The 20,114-nt window shown below is 63.2% G+C and carries 21 protein-coding genes and 2 pseudogenes; 15 read left to right on the forward strand and 8 right to left on the reverse strand.

All coding sequences use genetic code 11. From position 1 onward, the window contains the following. From A7A08_RS15475 to hemE, 4 genes are all read right to left on the reverse strand, one after another. Positions 1-2,358 carry a transporter substrate-binding protein gene (locus A7A08_RS15475; protein ID WP_169822931.1) on the reverse strand — a complete coding sequence of 786 codons (2,358 nt, stop codon included), beginning with the start codon at positions 2,356-2,358 and terminating at the stop codon, positions 1-3. A gap of 350 nt (positions 2,359-2,708) precedes the next feature. Then, complete coding sequence (rho, locus tag A7A08_RS05740) at positions 2,709-3,974, reverse strand: transcription termination factor Rho (RefSeq protein ID WP_069094542.1); 1,266 nt, start codon at positions 3,972-3,974, stop codon at positions 2,709-2,711. A gap of 294 nt (positions 3,975-4,268) precedes the next feature. After that, the gene (hemJ, locus tag A7A08_RS05745) at positions 4,269-4,697 is read right to left on the reverse strand and encodes a protoporphyrinogen oxidase HemJ (protein WP_069094543.1); all 429 of its coding nucleotides are present in this window, start codon (positions 4,695-4,697) and stop codon (positions 4,269-4,271) included. Between the two features lie 75 nt (positions 4,698-4,772). Next, a complete protein-coding gene (hemE, locus tag A7A08_RS05750; protein WP_069094544.1) occupies positions 4,773-5,816 on the reverse strand; it encodes a uroporphyrinogen decarboxylase in 1,044 nt (347 codons plus the stop codon). Positions 5,817-6,240: 424 nt separating this feature from the next. Here hemE and A7A08_RS05755 point away from each other — a divergent pair, with 424 nt between their 5' ends. From A7A08_RS05755 to dnaQ, 5 genes and pseudogenes are all read left to right on the forward strand, one after another. Further along, on the forward strand, positions 6,241-7,080 hold the full coding sequence (locus A7A08_RS05755; RefSeq protein WP_069094545.1) for a pyruvate, water dikinase regulatory protein: 840 nt from the start codon (positions 6,241-6,243) through the stop codon (positions 7,078-7,080). Next, the gene (locus A7A08_RS05760) at positions 7,077-7,700 is read left to right on the forward strand and encodes a Maf family protein (protein WP_069094546.1); all 624 of its coding nucleotides are present in this window, start codon (positions 7,077-7,079) and stop codon (positions 7,698-7,700) included. The genes A7A08_RS05755 and A7A08_RS05760 overlap by 4 nt, the downstream gene beginning before the upstream one ends. A gap of 10 nt (positions 7,701-7,710) precedes the next feature. Beyond that, a pseudogene (locus A7A08_RS05765) lies at positions 7,711-8,549 on the forward strand (shikimate dehydrogenase). After that, on the forward strand, positions 8,549-9,175 hold the full coding sequence (gene coaE, locus A7A08_RS05770) for a dephospho-CoA kinase (RefSeq protein WP_069094547.1): 627 nt from the start codon (positions 8,549-8,551) through the stop codon (positions 9,173-9,175). The pseudogene A7A08_RS05765 and the gene coaE overlap by 1 nt, the downstream one beginning before the upstream one ends. A gap of 19 nt (positions 9,176-9,194) precedes the next feature. After that, positions 9,195-9,884, forward strand: coding sequence for a DNA polymerase III subunit epsilon (gene dnaQ, locus A7A08_RS05775; RefSeq protein ID WP_069094548.1), 690 nt, complete (start codon positions 9,195-9,197; stop codon positions 9,882-9,884). 55 nt (positions 9,885-9,939) lie between these two features. Here the strand turns inward: dnaQ and secB are convergent, their stop codons facing one another. Then, positions 9,940-10,443, reverse strand: coding sequence for a protein-export chaperone SecB (gene secB, locus A7A08_RS05780; RefSeq protein ID WP_069094549.1), 504 nt, complete (start codon positions 10,441-10,443; stop codon positions 9,940-9,942). A gap of 347 nt (positions 10,444-10,790) precedes the next feature. On the opposite strand from secB, the gene A7A08_RS05785 reads away from it, so the two are divergent. Together A7A08_RS05785 and A7A08_RS05790 are read left to right on the forward strand one after the other, a co-directional pair. After that, on the forward strand, positions 10,791-11,522 hold the full coding sequence (locus tag A7A08_RS05785; protein ID WP_069094550.1) for a Tim44/TimA family putative adaptor protein: 732 nt from the start codon (positions 10,791-10,793) through the stop codon (positions 11,520-11,522). A gap of 42 nt (positions 11,523-11,564) precedes the next feature. Next, on the forward strand, positions 11,565-12,167 hold the full coding sequence (locus tag A7A08_RS05790) for a Smr/MutS family protein (RefSeq protein ID WP_069094551.1): 603 nt from the start codon (positions 11,565-11,567) through the stop codon (positions 12,165-12,167). Between the two features lie 163 nt (positions 12,168-12,330). Here A7A08_RS05790 and hslU read toward each other — a convergent pair. Continuing rightward, positions 12,331-13,637, reverse strand: a pseudogene (hslU, locus tag A7A08_RS05795) (ATP-dependent protease ATPase subunit HslU). A 62-nt stretch (positions 13,638-13,699) separates the two neighbouring features. Further along, positions 13,700-14,266 (reverse strand): ATP-dependent protease subunit HslV, encoded by a 567-nt coding sequence (gene hslV / locus A7A08_RS05800; protein ID WP_069094552.1) that lies wholly within the window; start codon positions 14,264-14,266, stop codon positions 13,700-13,702. 120 nt (positions 14,267-14,386) lie between these two features. Here hslV and hisB point away from each other — a divergent pair, with 120 nt between their 5' ends. From hisB to hisA, 4 genes are all read left to right on the forward strand, one after another. Continuing rightward, positions 14,387-15,010 carry an imidazoleglycerol-phosphate dehydratase HisB gene (gene hisB / locus A7A08_RS05805; protein ID WP_069094553.1) on the forward strand — a complete coding sequence of 208 codons (624 nt, stop codon included), beginning with the start codon at positions 14,387-14,389 and terminating at the stop codon, positions 15,008-15,010. Between the two features lie 33 nt (positions 15,011-15,043). Further along, positions 15,044-15,514, forward strand: a complete 471-nt coding sequence (locus tag A7A08_RS05810; protein WP_069094554.1) for a DUF2628 domain-containing protein — start codon at positions 15,044-15,046, stop codon at positions 15,512-15,514. Positions 15,515-15,604: 90 nt separating this feature from the next. After that, complete coding sequence (gene hisH, locus A7A08_RS05815) at positions 15,605-16,255, forward strand: imidazole glycerol phosphate synthase subunit HisH (RefSeq protein ID WP_069094555.1); 651 nt, start codon at positions 15,605-15,607, stop codon at positions 16,253-16,255. Next, positions 16,252-16,995, forward strand: coding sequence for a 1-(5-phosphoribosyl)-5-[(5-phosphoribosylamino)methylideneamino]imidazole-4-carboxamide isomerase (gene hisA, locus A7A08_RS05820; RefSeq protein ID WP_069094696.1), 744 nt, complete (start codon positions 16,252-16,254; stop codon positions 16,993-16,995). The genes hisH and hisA overlap by 4 nt, the downstream gene beginning before the upstream one ends. On the opposite strand, the gene A7A08_RS05825 is transcribed toward hisA, so the two are convergent. Further along, positions 16,992-17,483, reverse strand: a complete 492-nt coding sequence (locus A7A08_RS05825; RefSeq protein WP_069094556.1) for a DUF421 domain-containing protein — start codon at positions 17,481-17,483, stop codon at positions 16,992-16,994. The two genes, hisA and A7A08_RS05825, sit on opposite strands and share 4 nt — an antisense overlap. Positions 17,484-17,662: 179 nt before the next feature. Between A7A08_RS05825 and A7A08_RS05830 the strand changes: the two genes are divergently transcribed. The 4 genes from A7A08_RS05830 to coaA are packed head-to-tail and all read left to right on the forward strand — an operon-like array spanning position 17,663 to position 20,112. Further along, a complete protein-coding gene (locus tag A7A08_RS05830) occupies positions 17,663-17,959 on the forward strand; it encodes a hypothetical protein (RefSeq protein ID WP_069094557.1) in 297 nt (98 codons plus the stop codon). Between the two features lie 33 nt (positions 17,960-17,992). Then, positions 17,993-18,769 carry an imidazole glycerol phosphate synthase subunit HisF gene (hisF, locus tag A7A08_RS05835; protein ID WP_069094558.1) on the forward strand — a complete coding sequence of 259 codons (777 nt, stop codon included), beginning with the start codon at positions 17,993-17,995 and terminating at the stop codon, positions 18,767-18,769. Between the two features lie 47 nt (positions 18,770-18,816). After that, positions 18,817-19,140: a phosphoribosyl-ATP diphosphatase gene (locus tag A7A08_RS05840; protein ID WP_069094697.1), complete on the forward strand. Its 324-nt coding sequence runs from the start codon at positions 18,817-18,819 to the stop codon at positions 19,138-19,140. 15 nt (positions 19,141-19,155) lie between these two features. Next, a complete protein-coding gene (gene coaA, locus A7A08_RS05845; protein WP_069094559.1) occupies positions 19,156-20,112 on the forward strand; it encodes a type I pantothenate kinase in 957 nt (318 codons plus the stop codon). Positions 20,113-20,114: the final 2 nt, after the last annotated feature.

Raw genomic sequence — 20,114 nt, forward strand, 5'->3', positions numbered from 1 at the left:
TCAGCCGGCCAGCGCCAGGGGAGCTGCTTCGGTCTTTCGAGAGGGCGTGCGTCTCGTATCGGTCAGGAGCCATGGGCTCCAGGGGCGGGGGTTCAACAGGCCCTCGCTGTGCCAGACGGGAACGATGCGGGCGTCCGACGTCATGCGGCCGATGAAGCCCGGCTTGTGGAGGTGGTGGTTGGTCTCGTCCATGACGACCTCGTAACCGCTGGGCGCCAAGAGCCGCATTCCAGAAAGGGAATCGCGCACGGACGCCGTGTCGGTCGTGCCGGCTTTCTCGACCGCCTTGGTCCAGAGATGGAAGCCGATCCAGGTCGCTTCCATGGGATCGTCGGTGACGACGTTCGGCGCACCGCAGAAGCGGCGCCAGTCATTCACGAAGCGCCGGTTCTCGGCCGAGTCGATCTCGTGCAGGTAATTCCATGCCGCGAGGTGACCGGAGAGCTCAGGTCCCGCGAGAGCCGGCAGCTCCGCTTCGCCGATCGACAGAGTCATGGCGGGGATCGACGCGGCCGTCACGCCCTGCTCGGCAAGCTCCCTGAAGAGATAGATGTTCGCATCGCCGCTCACCGTCGTCACGATCGCCGCATCGCCCGCCGCACCGAAGGACTTGATCCAGGCGACGGTGTCTTCCCAGTTCCGATGATTGAACGGCGTGTAGTGCTCGGCGATGGCGCTCTGCTTGATGCCCTTCGAATGGAGATAGGCGGTGAGGATCGCGTTGGTCGTGCGCGGATAGATGGTTTCGGTACCGAGCAGGAAGAAGCGCTGCTTGCCTTGGGACAAGAGGTAGTCGACGGCCGGGATCGCCTGCTGCTGCGGCGTGGCGCCGGTGTAGAAGATGTTGGACGATTCCTCCTCGCCCTCATACTGGCTCGGATAGAAGAGGAGGCTGTCGAGGGACTCGACCACCGGCAGAACTTCTTTCCGCGAAGCCGACGTCCAGCAGCCGAAGATGGCCGCCACGCCATGTTCCTCGATGAGCGTCTTGGCCTGCTCGGCATATCGCTTGGGCTCGGAGCGCGGGTCCATGATCACCGCCTCGAGAGGCCGGCCGAGCACGCCGCCCTCGGCGTTGCATTTCTCGATCATCATGACGAGCAGTTCCTGGAGCGGCCGCTCGCTGGCCGTCATGGTCCCGGAGAGGGAATGCAGAATGCCGATCTTGATGGCCCCGCTCTCCAGGTCGGCGAAATAGCGGCCCACGGTCGAGACCAGACCTTGAGACTGTCCAATAAGATCCTTGGCCGTTCCAATGACCTTCTGGCTGGCATTGTCGACATGGCCGACGGCGGCGCCGATCCCGGGAAGCGCATTTGCGATCTGGCGGGCCACGCCGCTCGCGTGACTGGCAACCTCGTCAAGCTCGGCGGTCTGCTCTTCGAGGACCTCCCGGAGGAGCGCGTTCGCATCGTTGATACGGCCGACACTTCCCGTGACCTGACCCAGCGCCGCGGCGGTCTCCTCCACCGCGCCCTGGATGTCACGAACTTGCGCGGAGATGTCGTTGGTCGCCTGGGCGGTCTGGGTGGCGAGGCGCTTCACGTCGTTGGCCACCACGGCGAAGCCCTTGCCCGCTTCGCCCGAGCGCACCGCCTCGATGGAGGCGTTCAGGGCCAGGAGCGAGGTCTGCCGCGCAATGGTCTGGATGAGACCTACGACCTCCCCGATGCGGGTTGCAGCCTGGGCAAGACTGCGTACCGTCTCGTCCGCCTTCGCGATATCGCCTACCGCGCGCTGGCTCACCTCTCGGGACTCGGCGACGTCTCCAGCCGAAAGCCGCATGCGGTGGAGGATCTCCCGGGCCGCGACGCCCAGAGCATGAACGTCCGCGCCCGCCGTGGCGGCAGAACGGGTTGCGGCCTCCACTTGCTCGTGCATATGGCGGTTCTGGGTGGAGAGCTCGGCAGCGGTGTGGCCGATGTGATCGATTCCCTGGTTGAACGCCAAGGTGACCTGATCGACGGTGGAGCGAAACTGATGCGTGAAGAAGCTGCGGCCCGCATAATGGAGGCGTGCTTCCGCTTCCCGCCTCCGCTGATCGACCACGCGGGCGTCCGCTTCGTGAGCGGCCGCTCTGAGATTGGCGATGGCCTTCGAGAGGTCGTCGAGGGGTCCGGGCGGCTGGTTGGGAATTTCTGCATAGCGATCGCCGGCGGCCGCTCTTTCGGTCGCCATCGCCACGATCCTAAGGCGACGGCTGATCGCCCAGCCGGCCAACAGCGCGCCAGAGGCCGAGCCGACAAATCCCAAGACGATACCGCCCGATTGGGTGCCCAGCACGGCGACGAGCGCCGCTCCCAAGATCGGCAGCGGGATCCACCAGCCCGGCCGCTCGCTTCGCAGGTCGTAACGCATATTTTCTCCCATAGCGTCACGCACAGGCTAGTGCACCAGACCTTGCGGAGTTCTTACGTCCGTACCCTTTCGACTGACTATATATTGATCAATCGTGCCTATCTCTTGATCACTTCCGTATTCGCTGTGATCTTCACCATAGTACTCAAGATTAAACTGCGACATTCTGTTCCTCAACGGGCGAAACACCACACGAATACCAGGATTTCACCCTGACTTTCCATGGGTCGGCGTGTCGAAAGAGACGTTTTGGCAAGAAAAAAGGCGGGTCGGCCCAAAGCCGTCCGCCTTCTGCGCTCGGTTGTTCCAGGCCCTTCCCCGCATAGCGGGAGGGCAGGAAATATTCCGGATTAGGTGTTCATGGAATCGAAGAACTCGTCGTTGCTCTTCGTCTGCTTCAGCTTGTCGAGCAGGAACTCGATGGCGTCCTGCGTTCCCATGGGGTTCAGGATGCGGCGAAGCACATACATCTTCTTGAGCTGCTGCGGCGGCACGAGGAGCTCTTCCTTGCGGGTGCCGGAGCGGGCGATATCGATGGCGGGGAAGACGCGCTTGTCGGCCACCTTGCGGTCGAGGACGATTTCGGAGTTACCCGTGCCCTTGAACTCTTCGAAGATGACTTCGTCCATGCGGCTGCCGGTATCGATCAGCGCCGTCGCGATGATGGTCAGCGATCCGCCCTCTTCGATATTGCGCGCCGCGCCGAAGAAGCGCTTCGGGCGCTGCAGGGCGTTGGCATCGACGCCGCCGGTCAGCACCTTGCCGGAAGACGGAACGACGGTGTTGTAGGCGCGGCCGAGGCGGGTGATCGAATCCAGCAGGATCACCACGTCCCGCTTGTGCTCGACCAGGCGTTTCGCCTTCTCGATGACCATCTCGGCGACCTGGACATGGCGGGATGCCGGCTCGTCGAAGGTGGAGGAGACCACCTCGCCGTTCACCGACCGCTGCATGTCGGTCACTTCTTCCGGCCGCTCGTCGATGAGCAGTACGATCAGGTAGCATTCCGGATGATTGGCGGTGATCGAATGGGCGATGTTCTGGAGGATCACCGTCTTACCGGTACGCGGCTGAGCCACGATGAGGCCGCGCTGGCCCTTCCCCAGGGGCGCCACGATATCGGTGACGCGCCCCGTCATGTCTTTCCGGGTGGGATCGTCCACTTCCATCTGCAGCCACTCATCCGGATAGAGCGGGGTCAGGTTGTCGAAGTGGATCTTGTGGCGCTGCTTGTCGGGCTCCTCGAAATTGATCGTGTTGACCTTGAGCAGCGCGAAATAACGCTCGCCTTCCTTGGGGCTCCGGATCTGCCCTTCTACCGTGTCGCCGGTTCGTAGGCCGAACCGGCGGATCTGGGAGGGCGAGACATAGATGTCGTCGGGGCCCGCAAGATAGTTCACGTCCGGGGAGCGCAAGAAACCGAAGCCGTCCTGCAGGACCTCGACCACGCCGGTGCCGGTGATGTCCACGTCGCGGGCTGCGAGCTGCTTGAGGATCGCGAACATCAGCTCCTGCTTACGCATCGAGCTCGCGTTTTCGACCTCAACCTCCTCAGCGAAGCTCAGAAGCTCGGTGGGGGTCTTTGCTTTCAAATCTTGCAGCTTCATTTCCTGCATGCGCTGCTAACTCCAAGGGAAGCGGTAAGTGGTTCTGGGAGGTGACACCTTGTGGAAGGAGGAATCCGAGTTCGATCCCAAGTGTCGCGGTAGGAAAGGAATTGACCTTAAGCGGGAAAAGCAGGTCTGGCGCCTGCACCGCTCCGGAAAACCCGATTTTTCTTGAAATTTCCGGGTTGGATAACGTGGCCCCGGATCGGATGCGAGTCGCGTTATAGCAGAGTTTATCCCATTCGGGAACAGGTTTGCGGCGTGCAGGGCCTCAAAAGACCCGGATGGGCTGCAATTTTCGCCCTAGAACGGCTTCACGATCACCAAGATGACGATCAGCACCATGAGGACGGTCGGGACCTCGTTGGCGATCCGGTAGAATTTCGGCGAGCGCGTGTTCTCGTCATTGGCGAACTGCCGTGTCCACTTGCCCAGGATGCCCGTGTAGGCGGACATCAGGATCACCAGGGTCAGCTTCGCGTGAAACCAGTAATCCCGGGACCAGTCGATCACGTAGTAGACGAGGATGAGGCCGAGGATCCACGAGGCGATCATCGCCGGATTGATGATGTAGCGGTAGAGCCGCTTCTCCATGACCTTGAAGGTCTCGGATTGGGGCGAGCCGGCGCCGGCCTCCGCGTGATAGACGAAGAGCCGGGGCAGATAGAGGAGCCCCGCCATCCAGGCGATGATGGCGATGACGTGGAAGGCCTTGATGTAGGCGATCAGCATCGGGATCCCAGTCGCTGTTGCCGTCGGTCGTACGAAGCGGAAGACCGTGATTCCCCCGCCGTGCGAGCCATAGGCTTACTTGCTTCGGACGAGGCTCACAAGCCGGCTGACATGTTCCGGCGGCGTCTGGGGCAAAATGCCGTGGCCGAGGTTGAACACGAAGGGCCGGTCCCCCAGTGCTTCGAGGATCTGACCAACGCGGCGATCGAGATGCTCGCCTCCGGCCATCAGCAGCACCGGATCGAGATTGCCCTGGACGGGCATGAGGTTCTGCAGGTTGTCGGCGATGAAGCGGAGGGGAAGGCTGGTGTCGCAGCCGATCGCATCGATCCCCGTTCGCCGGGCGTAGGGAATCGCCGACGGGCCGGCGCCTTTCGGAAATCCGATGATCGGAACATCCGGGACTTCCGCCTTCACCTTGGCGACGAGAGCCTTGGTGGCGCCAATCGACCAACGGGCGAACTCGTCCTCGGCCAGGCTGCCCGACCAGCTATCGAAAATCTGCAGGACCTGGGCGCCGGCCTTGACCTGCTCGATGAGATAACCCGCCGAGACGTCCACGAGAAGATCGATGAGGCCGGCGAAGGCCTCCGGATCGGAATAGGCGAGCGCCCTGGCTTCCGCCTGATCCTTGCTGCCGCCGCCGGCGATCATGTAGGTGGCGACGGTCCAGGGCGCCCCACAGAAGCCGATGAGGGCGGTGTCGGGATCGAGTTCCGCGCGCACCCGCCGAAGCGCTTCGTAGACGGGCGCGAAGGTGTCGCCGGCAGCTTTCCGCTCAAGCTTGGCGATGGCCTTGCCGTCGGTGATGGGATCGAGCTTCGGCCCTTCCCCCTTCACGAACTCCACCTGCTGGCCCAAGGCGAACGGCACGATGAGGATGTCGGAGAAGATGATGGCTGCGTCGAGGTCGAACCGGCGCAAAGGCTGGAGCGTTACCTCCGCAGCCAGCTCCGGCGTTCCGCAGAGCTCCAGGAAGGAACCGACCTTCGTCCGGATCTCACGATACTCCGGCAGATAGCGTCCCGCCTGGCGCATGAGCCAGAGGGGTGGAGTCTCGGTGAGCTCTCCCTTGAGGGCCCGGAGCAGCCGGTTGTTCGTGGATTGGGTGTCGAGCATGGCTTTCCTTAAACTAAGAGAGAGAAAGATTCTCTTAGATTGCTTCTTCTTCTTTTAGGCTGGGGGTTGCGCACATTCCGCTTCGTCCCCGGAGTATTAACGCCAGGCTGCACAAGCGGCCGGGTCGAACCGTGACGGCTGCAAGACGCTTGTGGACAGGCGGGGCGGTGTTCGCACGAAAATTGCCGCTTTGCCAAGCCTCCGGGGGCTTGAGGATGGTGTTGAAGAGTCCCGGTGCGGGATGTGGACCTGTCCTGTGGGGATATGGGGAGCGAAAATCGCTTTTTCAGACTCGGGAAAACCGACACAAATTTTCCACGTATGCGAATCTGTGAACAAATCTGCGGGCAAGTGATGAGCGAGTTTGGACGCTTTCGGACGACCGGCTCATTGTTCCGGAGTCGTTAGACAGTTATCCAAAGATATGAACACGGATATCCCGACCCGCTTCCATCTCCACATGGTGTCCGACGCGACCGGCGAGACCCTGGTCGCCATCTCGAAGGCGGCCCGGGTGCAGTACTCCCAGTTTCGGGCGGTGGAGCATGTGCACTCCCTCGTCCGGACGCGTCGCGAGCTCGACAGGGTGTTGCGGGATATCGAGGCGATGCCCGGTATCGTGCTCTATACCCTGGTCAACCGGGAGCATATCGATGCGCTCGAAGAAACCTGCCGCCGAGTAAACGTGCCCTGCGTGCCGGCGCTGCTTCCCATTCTCCAGGTTCTGGAATCCTATCTCGGCACGCCGTCGACACCGTCGGTGGGGGCGCAGCACGCCCTCGATGCGGATTACTTCCGCCGCATCGAGGCGCTGAACTTCTCCATGATGCATGACGACGGCAATCTGCCGCCGCGGCTCGACGATGCGGATATCGTGCTGGTGGGGATCAGCCGGACGTCGAAGACGCCGACCTCAATCTATCTCGCCAATCGCGGGTTCAAGACGGCGAACGTGCCGCTGGTGCGCGGGATACCCCTGCCGCCCCAGCTGGAGAGCGTGAAACGTGCCCTGGTGGTCGGTTTGATCGCCTCGGCCGACCGGATCGCCCAAGTCCGTCACAATCGGGTGCTAGAGCATTTTAAATCCCATGTAGAAGATTATGTGGACCGCGATGCGATCGCCGCAGAGATCGCCGAGACCAAGCAGATCTGCGCGCGCCATCGCTGGCCCATCATCGATGTGACGCGGCGGTCGATCGAAGAGACCGCGGCGGCCATCCTGAGACTTTATGACGACCGCGAAGATCCGGTGCTCGAAGCATGACCTCCTTCCTACAGAATAATCGCCCGCCTCTCATTCTCGCCTCCTCCAGCCAGACCCGCGCCAAGCTGATCGAGGCGGCGGGGCTGAATGTCGTTCTCCAGGCGCCGGGGTTGGACGAAGCGGCGATGCGCGAGGCTATCAGCGGCGAGGAATTGCTGCGTCCGGGCGACGTGGCCGAGGTCCTGGCGCGGGCGAAGGCGGAAGCGATCAGCGATCTGGCCAAGGAAGCCTACGTGATCGGCGGCGATCAGGTGCTGGCGCTGGGCGATCAGATCATCGGCAAGTCGGACGATATGGAAGACGCCCGCCGGCTTCTGCTCGATCTTTCGGGCAAAACCCATGAGCTGCATACTTCGGTGGCGCTGGCCAAGGACGGCGAAGCCGTCTGGGCCTATACGGATGTGGCGCGGCTGACGATGCGGACCCTCAGCCCGGAATTCATCGGGCGGTATCTGGCGGCGGCCGGCGAGCAGGTGCTGGGATCGGTGGGGGCTTACCAGCTCGAGTTCCTCGGCGTTCAGCTGTTCGAAAAGGTCGAAGGGAATTACTTCTCGATCCTCGGCCTGCCGCTGCTGCCTCTCCTGGCGGAGCTTCGCGCGCGCAACGTGATCGAGGGATGACCGGTCCGGTATGATCAAAGCTTGCGTTATCGGATGGCCAATCGAGCATTCCCGCTCACCGATGATCCACGGATATTGGCTGCAGGACTACCGCATCGACGGCGACTACGAGAAGATCGCCGTACCGCCCGAGGAGCTGGAGCGGTTCCTGTCCACGCTGAGGGCGCAGGGCTTTGCGGGATGCAACGTCACGCTGCCCCACAAGGAAGAGGCGCTTCGGCTTTCGGCAAACGCCCATCCTGCGGCGCGGGCCATCGGTGCGGCGAATACGTTGTGGTTCACCTCCGACGGGCGATTGCAGGCGGACAACACGGACGCCTACGGATTCATGACCCATCTCAAGGCTTCGGCACCGGCGCTTAAGCTGAAGGGCGCGACGGCCGTCATCCTTGGAGCGGGCGGTGCGGCCCGCGCCATTATATATGGGCTGCAGCAGGCGGGCGTGGCGCACATCGTGATCGCCAACCGCACGAAAGCTCGCGCCGGAGCTTGGCGGAAAGCTTCGGCGAGATGCTCGAGACGGTTGCGTGGGACGAGGCAGCGAGCGCTATCGCGGCGTGCGATCTTCTGGTCAACACGACGAGCCTTGGCATGATTGGACAGCCGCCGCTCGAACTCGCGCTCGACGCCTTGCCGAGCCATGCGGTCGTAGCGGACATTGTCTATACGCCGCTTGAGACCCCGCTCCTGGCGGAGGCCCGCCGGAGGGGCAATGTGGGGGTCGATGGGCTCGGCATGCTGCTGCATCAGGCCGTGCCGGGGTTCGAACGCTGGTTCGGCGTGCGGCCCGAGGTGACGCCGGAACTCCGGGCGATGGTGGTCGCCGATCTGCAATCCGGGCAAAATTGATGCTGGTGATCGGACTGACAGGTTCTATCGGTATGGGAAAGACCACGACGGCGGCCTGTTTCGCCGAGCGGGGCATTCCCGTCTGCAATGCCGACCGGATCGTGCACGATCTCTATGAGGGAGAAGCGGTCGCCGAAATTGAGGCCGCCTTTCCCGGCGTGGCGCCGGGGGGCACGGTCAATCGCGGGCTCCTGGCCAAGCAGGTTTCCGGAAACCCGGGAAAACTGCGGGAGCTGGAGGCGATCATCCATCCGCTGGTCGTGAAGCGCGAACTCGAGTTTCTGCGCGAGGAGGAGGCGCGGGGTGCCGAGATGGTGCTGCTCGAAATTCCCCTTCTTTACGAGGCCGGCGCGGAGGTTCGTGTCGATGCGGTGGTTGTGGTCAGCGCGCCGTCGGAGGCCCAGCGGGAACGGGTGCTTGCACGGCCGGGCATGAGCGAGGAAAAGTTTGAGGCGCTGCTCGCCAGGCAGATGCCCGATTCGGAAAAGCGCTCACGGGCCGACTTCGTTGTGGACACGGGCGGTAGCCTGGAAGACGTGGCGCGTCAGGTCGATAAGGTGATCGACGATTTGCGCGGCCGCGAGGGCGCGGTTTGGGAGAAGCTGCGGGGGCGGCTGGAGAGCTAGATTTTCAGCGGGACGATTTATGCGCGAGATCATTCTCGATACGGAAACGACGGGTCTTAAGCCGGCGGACGGGCACAGGATCGTCGAGGTCGGCTGCATCGAGCTTCTGAACTGCATCCCGACGGGGCGCGAGTGGCATCGCTTCATCAACCCCGAGCGGGACATGCCGGACGAGGCCTATCGGGTGCATGGGCTTTCGGCGGATTTCCTGTCCGACAAGCCGCTGTTTCTCGACGTGGCGGACGAGCTACTCGAATTCGTCGAAGGCGCCCGGCTGATCATGCACAACGCGCCGTTCGACTTCGCCTTTCTCAACGCTGAGTTCGAGCGCTGCGAGCGGATGCTGCTGGCGTGGGAGAATGTCGTGGATTCGCTCGCCCTGGCGCGGCGGCGGCATCCCGGATCGCCGGCAAGCCTCGATGCGCTATGCAAGCGCTACGGGGTCGATCTCTCCGCCCGCGAGAAGCATCACGGTGCTCTCGTCGACTGCAAGCTGCTCGCCTCGGTCTATGTGGAGCTGGTCGGCGGACATCAGGCCAGGCTTGAGCTTGCCGTGAGCAGCGGTGAGGAGAGTCCGATCGGCGGCATCGCACCGGTTGCGACCGCAAGACCTGCGCCGCTGCCGTCGCGGCTCAGCGCAGGCGAAGCGCAGGCCCATGCCGCCTTTATCGAGACGCTCGGCGAAAACGCCCTCTGGAACCGGCTCTAGTCCGGTCTTCCGAAGCGAGACGCTCGCGACCGGCCGCAGATTTGCAGTCAGGGGCTCAGTTCTTGGGGCCGGAGCCCGCTTCCTTCTGGGCGTTCTCGAGATTCCGGCGGTAGAGGGTGCGGAAATCGATCGGATCGAGCAGCAGGGGCGGGAAGCCGCCATCGCGGCTGACATCGGCCATGACACGCCTGGCGAATGGAAACAGGAGCGCGGGGCAGTCGATGAACAGGATCGGCTGCAGCATTTCCTGGCTCGCGCCTTTGACGCGGAACATGCCGCCATAGAGCAGCTCGATATTGTAGACGACGTCGTCGTCGGTCTTGGCGTGGGCCTCGAGGCTCAGCACCACCTCGTAGAGATCCTCGCCGACGCCTGAGGCCTGCACGTTGACGGAAACTTCGAGCCGGGGCTGGGTCTTGCCCGGCTGCAAGGTCTTGGGCGCGTTCGGGCTCTCGAAGGACATGTCCTTGATGTATTGCGCCAGAACGTTGAGCGTGACCTGCTGGCTGCCTTGGCCTGCTTCTTTGGCGCCTTCGCCAGCTTGCGTCTCGTCTGCCATCGGTGATAGTGCCTCAAATCGCTTTCTTCGGGTCGCAGCCGAGGGTCGCATTCCCGCCCGGCGGCGCGTTGCGCTGTCGCTAGCACGGTCGCGAGACGGCCGCAAATGACATCCCGCGCAGGTCCGGAGCGGTTTGACACCGCCTCGCCACGGGTGCGACGAAGTCCCGATTGAGGTTGGCGCGCGGGAAGCGATGCCGTAAGTTGCAAAAAATGCCTGTCAGCCGGTCTTATCGATACGGAATTCTAAGGTTCCGCTGGCAAAAGCTTACGTGAGTTCCAATATCAGTTGATATGCCTCTCGCGAAGTGAGCGGGCTCCTTTCCCACAAGCGGGTAACGGCAAACGATGAGTGAAGTCTTCGACATCTATACCCTGCTCTTCCTCGTGCTGGCGGTGGTGATCTTTTGGCGCCTCCGCAGCGTTCTGGGAAGACGCACCGGGAACGAGCGCCCGCCATACGATCCCTATTCTCCGAGCGAGAATTCCGTCGGACCGCAGAAACCGGGCGATACCGTCGTGGATCTGCCGCGCAGCCGCAATCAGGCTCCTGCGCAAGAGGCCGAGTCCCAGCCCTCGGCCGCCGATATCGAGGCACGCTTGGAAGACCATGCACCGAAAGACAGCGAACTCGCCAAGGCTCTGACCGAGGTGATGCGGGCCGACCCGACCTTCGATCCGGACCAGTTCCTGGAGGGGGCCAAAGTCGCCTATGAGATGGTGATCGGCGCCTTCGCCGAAGGGGACGAGGCCACGCTGCAGCAGCTGGTCGACGACGAGGTGTTCGAAAGCTTCCGCCGCAGCATGTCCGAACGCCAGGAGCGCGGCGAGCGGGTCGAGACCTCGCTAATCGCTATCAACAAGGCCGATATCATCGAGGCCGAGGTGAAGCAGGGGGTCGAGCAGATCACCGTACGCTTCACCAGCGAGCTCATCACCCTGGTGCGGGATTCCGACGGCGACATCATCGAAGGCGATCCGGAGACCGTTCGCGACGTGAACGACATCTGGACCTTCGCCCGCGAGATCTCTTCGCGCGATCCGAACTGGAAGCTCGTCGCGACCCAGACCGCCAATTAAGGCCTTGCCGCCCGGAGAGTTCGATTCGCCGAGGGCAAGACCATGGGCAAAAAACCAAAAGGCGGCCCGGACCTTCCCGACACCGAAGACGACGACGCTTCGCTCTGGGACAAGATCGCCGGGACCGTCGTTCCGCTGAAGAAGCGGGACGTTCGCGCAGCCCCTCTGCCGAAGCCGCCCACCAAGATCCGTGCATCCAAGACGCTCAAAGACCCGGAAGATTCGCCGGCCGCCCCGAAGCCGTCGCTCATGAAGCCTCCGGCAAAGCCCGGCCCGCCGGCACCTGCCTCGATCGCGCTGGACCGCGGCACCGCGCGCAAGTTGGAGAAGGGCAGGCTTCCCGTCGAGGCGAAGCTCGATCTTCACGGCATGCGGCAGCGCCATGCCCATTCGGCCTTGCGCCGGTTCCTGATGGAGTCCCAGGCCAAGGGGTTTCGTCATGTTCTGGTGATCACCGGCAAGGGCACGGCGAAATCGACATCCGAGAATTTCTATATGGAAGAGCCGCGGGGCGTCTTGCGCCAGCAGGTGCCGGGCTGGTTGACCCAGCCGGATCTCGCATCCGTCGTGGTCAGCTTCTCGGAAGCGCCCCAGCGCCTGGGCGGCGCCGGCGCGCTCTATGTGCGGCTTCGGCGGGTGCGGTAAGGAGACACTCGTGCCGAGTACAGGCTCCAGCTCCTTGGTGGAGTGTCATGCCCGCCCTTGTGGCGGGCATCCATGCCCTCTGTGTTAGCGATCTCGACTCGGTGTTCATGGATCACCGGGACAAGCCCGGTGATGACTCAGAGGCTGGACGAGAGCACAGACCCTACAAAATAAACTTCGAGAGGTCGGCGTTCTTGGCGAGATCGCCGATATGCTGCTTCACGTAAGCCGCGTCGATCACCAGGGTCTGGTTGCTCTGGTCTGAGGCCGTGAAGGAGACCTCGTCCAGGATGCGCTCCATGACCGTGGAGAGGCGGCGGGCGCCGATATTCTCCACATTGGTGTTCACCTCCACCGCGATATCGGCGATGGCGTCGATGGCATCGTCGGTGAACTGAAGCTCCAGGCCTTCGGTCGCCATGAGCGCCACGTACTGTTTCACCAGCGACGCTTTGGTCTCGGTGAGGATCTTACGGAAATCCTCGCGGTCGACGCCCGCAGCTCCACCCGGATGGGCAGGCGGCCTTGCAACTCGGGCAGAAGGTCCGAAGGCTTCGCGACATGGAAGGCGCCTGAAGCAATGAACAGGATATGGTCTGTCTTCACGGGCCCGTATTTCGTGCCGACGGTGGTGCCTTCGATCAGGGGTAGCAGATCGCGCTGCACGCCTTCGCGGCTGACATCGGCGCCGGCGCGCTCGGTGCGGGCGCAGATCTTGTCGATCTCGTCGAGGAAGACGATGCCGTCATTCTCCACGAGCTTGATGGCTTCCTGGAGGATCTGTTCGGTGTCGATGAGCTTGTCGGATTCCTCGCCCATGAGGAGATCGAAACTATTCTCGACCGTGACCCGGCGGGACTTGGTGCGACCGCCCATGGCCTTGCCCAGCATGTCGTTGAGATTGATCATGCCGACCTGGCTTCCGGGCATGCCGGGGATCTCGAAGGAGGGCATGCCGGAGCTGTTGTCGGCGACCTCGATGTCGATCTCCTTCTTGTCGAGCTCGCCGGAGCGCAGCTTCTGACGGAAGGATTCCTTGGTGGATGCGCTGGCGCCATGGCCGACCAGAGCGTCGATCACCCGCTCTTCGGCATTGAGCTGGGCGCGGGCTTCGACCTCCTTGCGCTTCACGTCCTTCACCACGGAGATGCCGGCTTCCAGCAGATCGCGGATGATCTGGTCCACGTCGCGACCGACATAGCCGACCTCGGTGAACTTGGTCGCTTCCACCTTGATGAAGGGGGCGTTGGCGAGCTTGGCGAGGCGGCGGGAAATCTCCGTCTTGCCGACGCCGGTCGGGCCGATCATCAGGATGTTCTTGGGAAGCACTTCCTCGCGCATCTCGCCTTCGAGCTGCTGGCGGCGCCAGCGATTGCGCAGGGCGATGGCCACGGCGCGCTTGGCGTCCTTCTGGCCGATGATGTGCCGGTCCAGCTCGGATACGATCTCGCGGGGTGAAAAGTCGCTCATATCGGCCTTACTCTACTGCGCCGTGCCTAGGCGGAGCCGGCATGGCGGGGTCTGAAATGTCCTCAGGTAACCGCGTCCAGCTGTTCGACGACAACGGAGTCGTTGGTGTAGACGCAGATGCGCGAAGCGATCTCCATGGCCTTGCGGGCAATCTCCTCGGCGCTTCGATCGGTATCGAGAAGAGCCAACGCCGCGGCATAGGCATAGTTGCCGCCGGAGCCGATACCCATGACGGCATTGTCGGGTTCGAGCACGTCGCCGGTGCCGGTCAGCACGAGGGATTCTTCCTTGTCGGCGACGATCATCATCGCCTCCAGGCGGCGCAGATAGCGGTCGGTCCGCCAATCCTTGGCGAGCTCGACGCAGGCGCGCTTCAGCTGATCCGGAAAGCGCTCCAGCTTGTTCTCGAGGCGTTCGAACAGGGTGAACGCATCCGCGGTCGCCCCGGCGAAGCCAGCGATTACCTGGCCGTTGCCGAGGGGGCGCACCTTGCGGGCGTTCCCCTTGATCACGGTCTGCCCGAGGGAGACCTGTCCGTCGCCGGCGATCACCACCTTGCCGTCCTTCCGAACGGTGAGAATGGTGGTTCCGTGCCAGATTTGGGGGGAGGAGTCAGTGGGACTCGTCATGATGTCTCGCGATATGGGATGGCAATTTTTCGGTTCAAGGCCTAGACCATGCGGCAAAGGGGTACCAGCGAATGCGGCTGGATACCAATTTGCTAAGACGTTTGGGTTATCATTCCGACTATGCAGAAACCGGCAGACGATATTGGGGGCGATACGCCCCGCCGTGCAGAGATCGACCGCTCCACCAAGGAGACGGAGATTTCCGTGCGCGTCGATCTCGACGGCACCGGCGCCTACGATGTGGCGACCGGGGTGGGTTTCTTCGACCACATGATCGAGCAGCTCGCTCGCCATTCCCTGATCGATATCACCCTCAAGGCGAAGGGCGACCTGCATATCGATCAGCATCACACGGTGGAAGATTCCGGTATCGCGCTGGGCCAGGCAGTGGCCAAGGCCCTGGGCGACAAGACGGGCATCACCCGCTACGGGTCCTGCTATCTGCCCATGGACGAGACGTTGACCCGTGTGGCGCTCGACGTCTCCGGGCGTCCCTATCTCATCTGGGATGTGGAGTTCACCCGCGCGAAGATCGGCGAGATGGACACGGAGCTGTTCCGGGAGTGGTTCCAGGCCTTCGCCCAGAACGCCGGGATCACGCTGCATGTGACGAATCTCTACGGCGAGAACAACCATCACATCGCCGAGACCTGCTATAAGGCGTTGGCGCGGGCGCTTCGCGATGCCGTCTCGATCGACGAGCGGCAGGCCGGCCGCGTGCCCTCGACCAAGGGCCGGCTTTAGAGATTTCGCATCGACCGAAAGGGAGCCGCGCGCGTGGCGCTCTATTCCGTATACGAGCCCGACGAACCTGCCGCCGATCTGGTGGAGCGGGCCGACAGCCTCGTCTTCGTGAAGGACGGGTTCAGCTGGCCGGCGCTCTTCGTGGCGCCGCTCTGGCTGATCTACCATCGCATGTGGCTCGTGCTGGTGCTCTATCTAGGCGGCTTCGTTGTCCTGGATCTGTTGCTGTCCATGAGCAATGTCGGAACCGCGATCAGTGATTGGGCGGGTTTCGGCTATATGATTTTCTTCGCTTTGGAGGCGAACGGTCTGCGCCGCTATTCGTTGGAGCGGAAGGGCTATCAGCTCGTTCGCATGGTGATCGGCGGCAATCGGGAACGCGCGGAAGCGGCGTTCTTCTCGGATTGGCTACCCGATCAGCGGCGCGCGGGCGTAGTGTCGATACGGGCAAGCCAACCACGGCCGGGAAAGCTAGCGCTGCGAGAGCGGCCGCGGCGAAGATGAGCGGGAAAGGCCAGCCCGTGTCCGGCGGCGCTGCCGACGACGGCATCATCGGCTCCTTCCCCAACGCCTGACGTTCGAAGAGTTCATCACGTGCATCTAGCGATCATCGATTACGGTTCCGGCAATCTCCACTCGGCCGCCAAGGCGTTCGAGCGGGTCGCCAAGGAAAGCGGCTCCGATCTCGCCATCAAGGTGACGTCGGATCCGGACGACGTGCGTTCAGCCGAGCGTGTGGTGCTGCCGGGTGTCGGGGCCTTCGCCGATTGCCGTGCCGGACTCATGGCCGTGGATGGCATGGTGGAAGCGCTGGATGAGGCGGTGCACACGGACGGAAAGCCGTTCCTGGGTATTTGCGTTGGCATGCAGCTGCTCGCCACGCGCGGGCTTGAGCATGGCGATACGCCGGGCCTCGACTGGCTTTCCGGCGAGGTGCGGGCCATCGATACGGGCAAGCCGGAACTGAAGATCCCTCATATGGGCTGGAATACGCTGCAGTCCCAGAAGCCCCATGCGCTGCTCGAAGGGATCGAGACCGGTCCGGAGGGGCTGCACGCCTATTTCGTGCATTCCTATCATTTCGTGCCGAGCGACGCGGATGCGCTGGTGGCGACGACCGATTACGGTGTGCCGCTCACGGCGCTGGTCGCGAAGGACAACATCGCCGGCAGCCAATTCCACCCGGAGAAGAGCCAGAAGCTCGGCCTCTCCCTGATCAAGAATTTCCTGAAATGGCGGCCATGATCCTATTTCCCGCGATCGATCTCAAAGACGGCGAATGCGTGCGGTTGGTCCAGGGCGAGATGGACAAGGCCACGGTGTTCAATGCCGACCCCATCGCCCAGGCCGAGCAATTCGCCCTGCAGGGTTTCCGCTATCTGCACATCGTCGATCTGAACGGCGCTTTCGAAGGCAAGCCGGTGAACGGCGAGGCGGTGGAAGGGATCCTGAACGCCATCCATATTCCGACCCAGCTCGGCGGCGGCATCCGCGATCTCGCCACCATCGAGATGTGGCTCCAGCGGGGCGTGTCCCGGGTCATTCTCGGGACCGCGGCGGTGCGCGATCCGGATCTGGTGAAAGAGGCGTGCAAGAAATTCCCCGGCCAAATTGCGGTGGGGATCGATGCGCGCGACGGCAAGGTCGCTATCGAAGGTTGGGCGGAGGCGAGCGAGCTTTCCGCGGCCGAGCTCGCAGGCCGGTTCGAGGACGCGGGCGTGACGGCGATCATCTACACGGATATTGCCCGGGACGGCGTGCTGAAGGGTCTGAATCTGGAAGCCTGCAAGGAATTGGCCGAGCAGACCTCCATTCCGATCATCGCCAGCGGCGGGCTCGCCTCGGTGGACGATGTGGAGCGGTTGCTTCAGCCGGAATTCGAGATGCTCGAGGGGGCCATCGCGGGCCGCGCGCTGTATGACGGCCGGCTCGACGTGGACCGCGCGCTGGAGCTGATTGCCGCCGCGGACGCGAAGCGCGCCTAGGCCGCCTTTCCAGGGATAACGGTGATCACGCCGTTGGGCGAAAGGGTCACGAGCCTGGCTTGATTGACCCTCTCCAGCCCCGCGCCGTGAAGCGCCTCCAAAATATCGGCGTGGGAAACGCCGTGGCGATGGCATTCCGGCTGGCTCAACTTGCCGCCCTTCGCCAACACGATCGGGTTACCCTCAAGGATGCTGGCAGCGGCCTTGTTGCGGGAGACGATCTGCGCCAGCAGCCAATGCAACCCCATGAGAACCGTGACGGCCGCCATGGTGCCGCCCAAGGGCGCGTTGCCTGTCAGGGCGCGGCTCAAGGCGGAGCCGGCGGTAACGGAGACGATGACGTCGAGGGCCGACCATTGGCCGAAGGTCCGGCGGCCGGCGAGACGAATGAGAAGCAGCCCATAGAAGAAGATGACGGCCGCCCGGGCGCATTCCTGCGGCCAGGTCGTATCCCCCGTCACACCGAAGATGGTGTCGATCAATTCCATCGATTCGCCCTCTCGAGGAATCATAGGGCGGTCCGTTCAGCCCTGTCGATCCAGCCCTGTCCGGCAGTGGCCGGGCTGGGGATAACAGGGATCTGGGGGTCATGGTCTTCTACGCCGCGCCACGGTCGCGGTGTAGAAATCTGGGAAGGCCTGATCTCCAGGGCAGCGGGTTAGCCGGCATGAGCCTGAAATGGTTCCTCATCCTGTTCTTCCTGATCGTGCTCATCGCGGGAGCGCCGCTATGGGTCACCATGGGCGCGGGTCTTGTCGCCGATTACTACGGCTGCAGCCTCAATGAAGGCTCCATCCAGCCCTGCATGATCGGCGGCGAGGATTACGGGCACGGCCTCTACACTCTGATGATGATGGGCTGGTTCGGCATCGCGACGGTCCCGATCGGCTTCACTGCCTTGTGCATCCTCTGCGCGGTCTTCGCGTTGACCTGGATCCTTAAGTTTCTGCGCGATCGCCGCTAGATCGGCGCGCCCATTCGTCGTAATGCTCCCGGAATGCTGAAAGTGCGTGTCATACCCTGCCTGGACGTGAAGGACGGGCGCGTCGTGAAGGGCGTCAATTTCGTCGATCTTCAGGATGCGGGCGATCCGGTGGAGGCGGCAACGGCCTACGATGCGGCCGGTGCGGACGAGCTCTGCTTTCTCGATATCACCGCCAGTCACGAGGATCGCGACGTCATCTTCGACGTGGTCGAGCGGACGGCGGAGCGCTGCTTCATGCCGCTCACGGTCGGGGGCGGGGTGCGCACGGTCGACGATATCCGCAAGCTGCTGGAAGCCGGCGCCGACAAGGTCTCGATTAACACGGCGGCGGTGAGGAACCGCCATTTCGTGAAGGAAGCGGCCGAGAAGTTCGGCGCCCAGTGCATCGTGGTCGCCATCGATGCGAAGCGTGTTTCGGCCGATGGCGAGGCGCCGCGATGGGAAATCTTCACCCATGGTGGCCGCGAACCCACGGGCATCGACGCGATCGAATACGCGTGCGAGGTGGTGGCTCTCGGCGCCGGCGAGATCCTTCTCACCTCCATGGACCGGGACGGTACGCGCGCGGGCTTCGATCTGGAGCTGACGCGGGCTATCGCAGATGCGGTTTCGGTGCCGGTGATCGCCTCGGGCGGCGTCGGCAATCTGGATCATCTGGTCGCGGGCGTGCGGGACGGGCACGCCAGCGCGGTCCTTGCCGCGTCGATCTTCCATTTCGGCGAGTATTCGATAAGCGAAGCCAAGCAGCATATGGCCGAGGCCGGCCTTGCCATGCGGCTCGACGTTTGACGCCGCACCCCATTTCCCATCGCCCCATTCCGGTGTATGAGCGCCCCATGAGCAGCAGCATTCTCGAAGATCTCGCCGCAACGATCCGGTCGCGGCGCAGCGCCGATCCGGCCGTGTCCTACACGCGCCGGCTGATCGATGGCGCGCCGCTGAAGCCGGCGAAGAAGCTCGGCGAGGAGGCCGTGGAGACGGTGATCGCCGCGATGTCCGAAAGCGACAAGGCGCTCACGGGCGAGGCGGCCGATCTGCTCTATCATCTGCTCGTGGTGCTGGAGTGCCGGAATATCGACGTGGCCGACGTGCTGAAGGAACTGGAAGCGCGGGTCGGCACTTCCGGCATCGAAGAGAAGCAGCGGCGGTCAACCCGCTAATCCGGCTCCCGCTATATGAATCCGCGTCCCACAGTCGATTTTTCGCCGTTCGCTGAGTATTCCCGCGAGGAGTGGGCAGGGCTCAGGGCCGACACTCCGATGCCTCTGAGCGATGCCGAGCTGGAAGGCTTGAGCGGCCTGATCGAGCGGGTTTCCGCCGACGAGGTGGTCGAGATCTACCTGCCCCTCAGCCGGCTGCTCAATCTCTATGTCGAGGGAGCCCAGACCCTGCATCGGGCGAGTGTCGAGTTCTTGCGCAAGCCTCAGAACAAGATGCCCTTCGTCATCGGCCTGGCGGGGAGCGTGGCGGTGGGTAAGAGCACCACGGCGCGCGTGCTGCAAGCGCTTCTGTCCCGTTGGCCCAGCCATCCCAAGGTGGATCTGGTGCCGACGGACGGGTTTCTCTATCCGAACCGGGTGCTGGAGGAGAAGGGTCTCCTCAACCGTAAAGGCTTCCCGGAAAGCTACGATCTCTCCTCGCTGCTGACCTTTCTCGCCGACGTGAAATCCGGCCGGTCGAAGGTGCGGGCGCCCGTCTATTCCCACCTGATCTACGATCTCCTGCCGTATCAGGCGATCGAGATCGAGCGGCCCGACATCGTGATCGTCGAGGGGCTGAACGTGCTCCAGCCGGCGAAGAAGCTGCCGTCGGACGGCGAGGCGATTCCCTTCGTCTCGGATTTCTTCGATTTCTCGGTCTTCATCGATGCGGAAGAGGAGCTCATCGAGAGCTGGTACATGGAGCGCTTCATGAGGCTCCGGCAGACCGCCTTCCGGGATCCGGCCTCATACTTCCATCGCTACGCGGATATTTCCGACGAGGAAGCGCGTCAGACCGGCCTGTCGATCTGGCGGGAGATCAATCTCGTCAATCTGCGGGAGAATGTTCTGCCGACCCGGCAGCGCGCCGATCTGATCCTCACCAAGGGCGCCGATCACGCGGTCGAGACGGTGGCGCTCCGCAAGCTATAGAA

It is taken from the genome of Methyloligella halotolerans, assembly GCF_001708935.1.
Taxonomy (GTDB): domain Bacteria; phylum Pseudomonadota; class Alphaproteobacteria; order Rhizobiales; family Methyloligellaceae; genus Methyloligella; species Methyloligella halotolerans.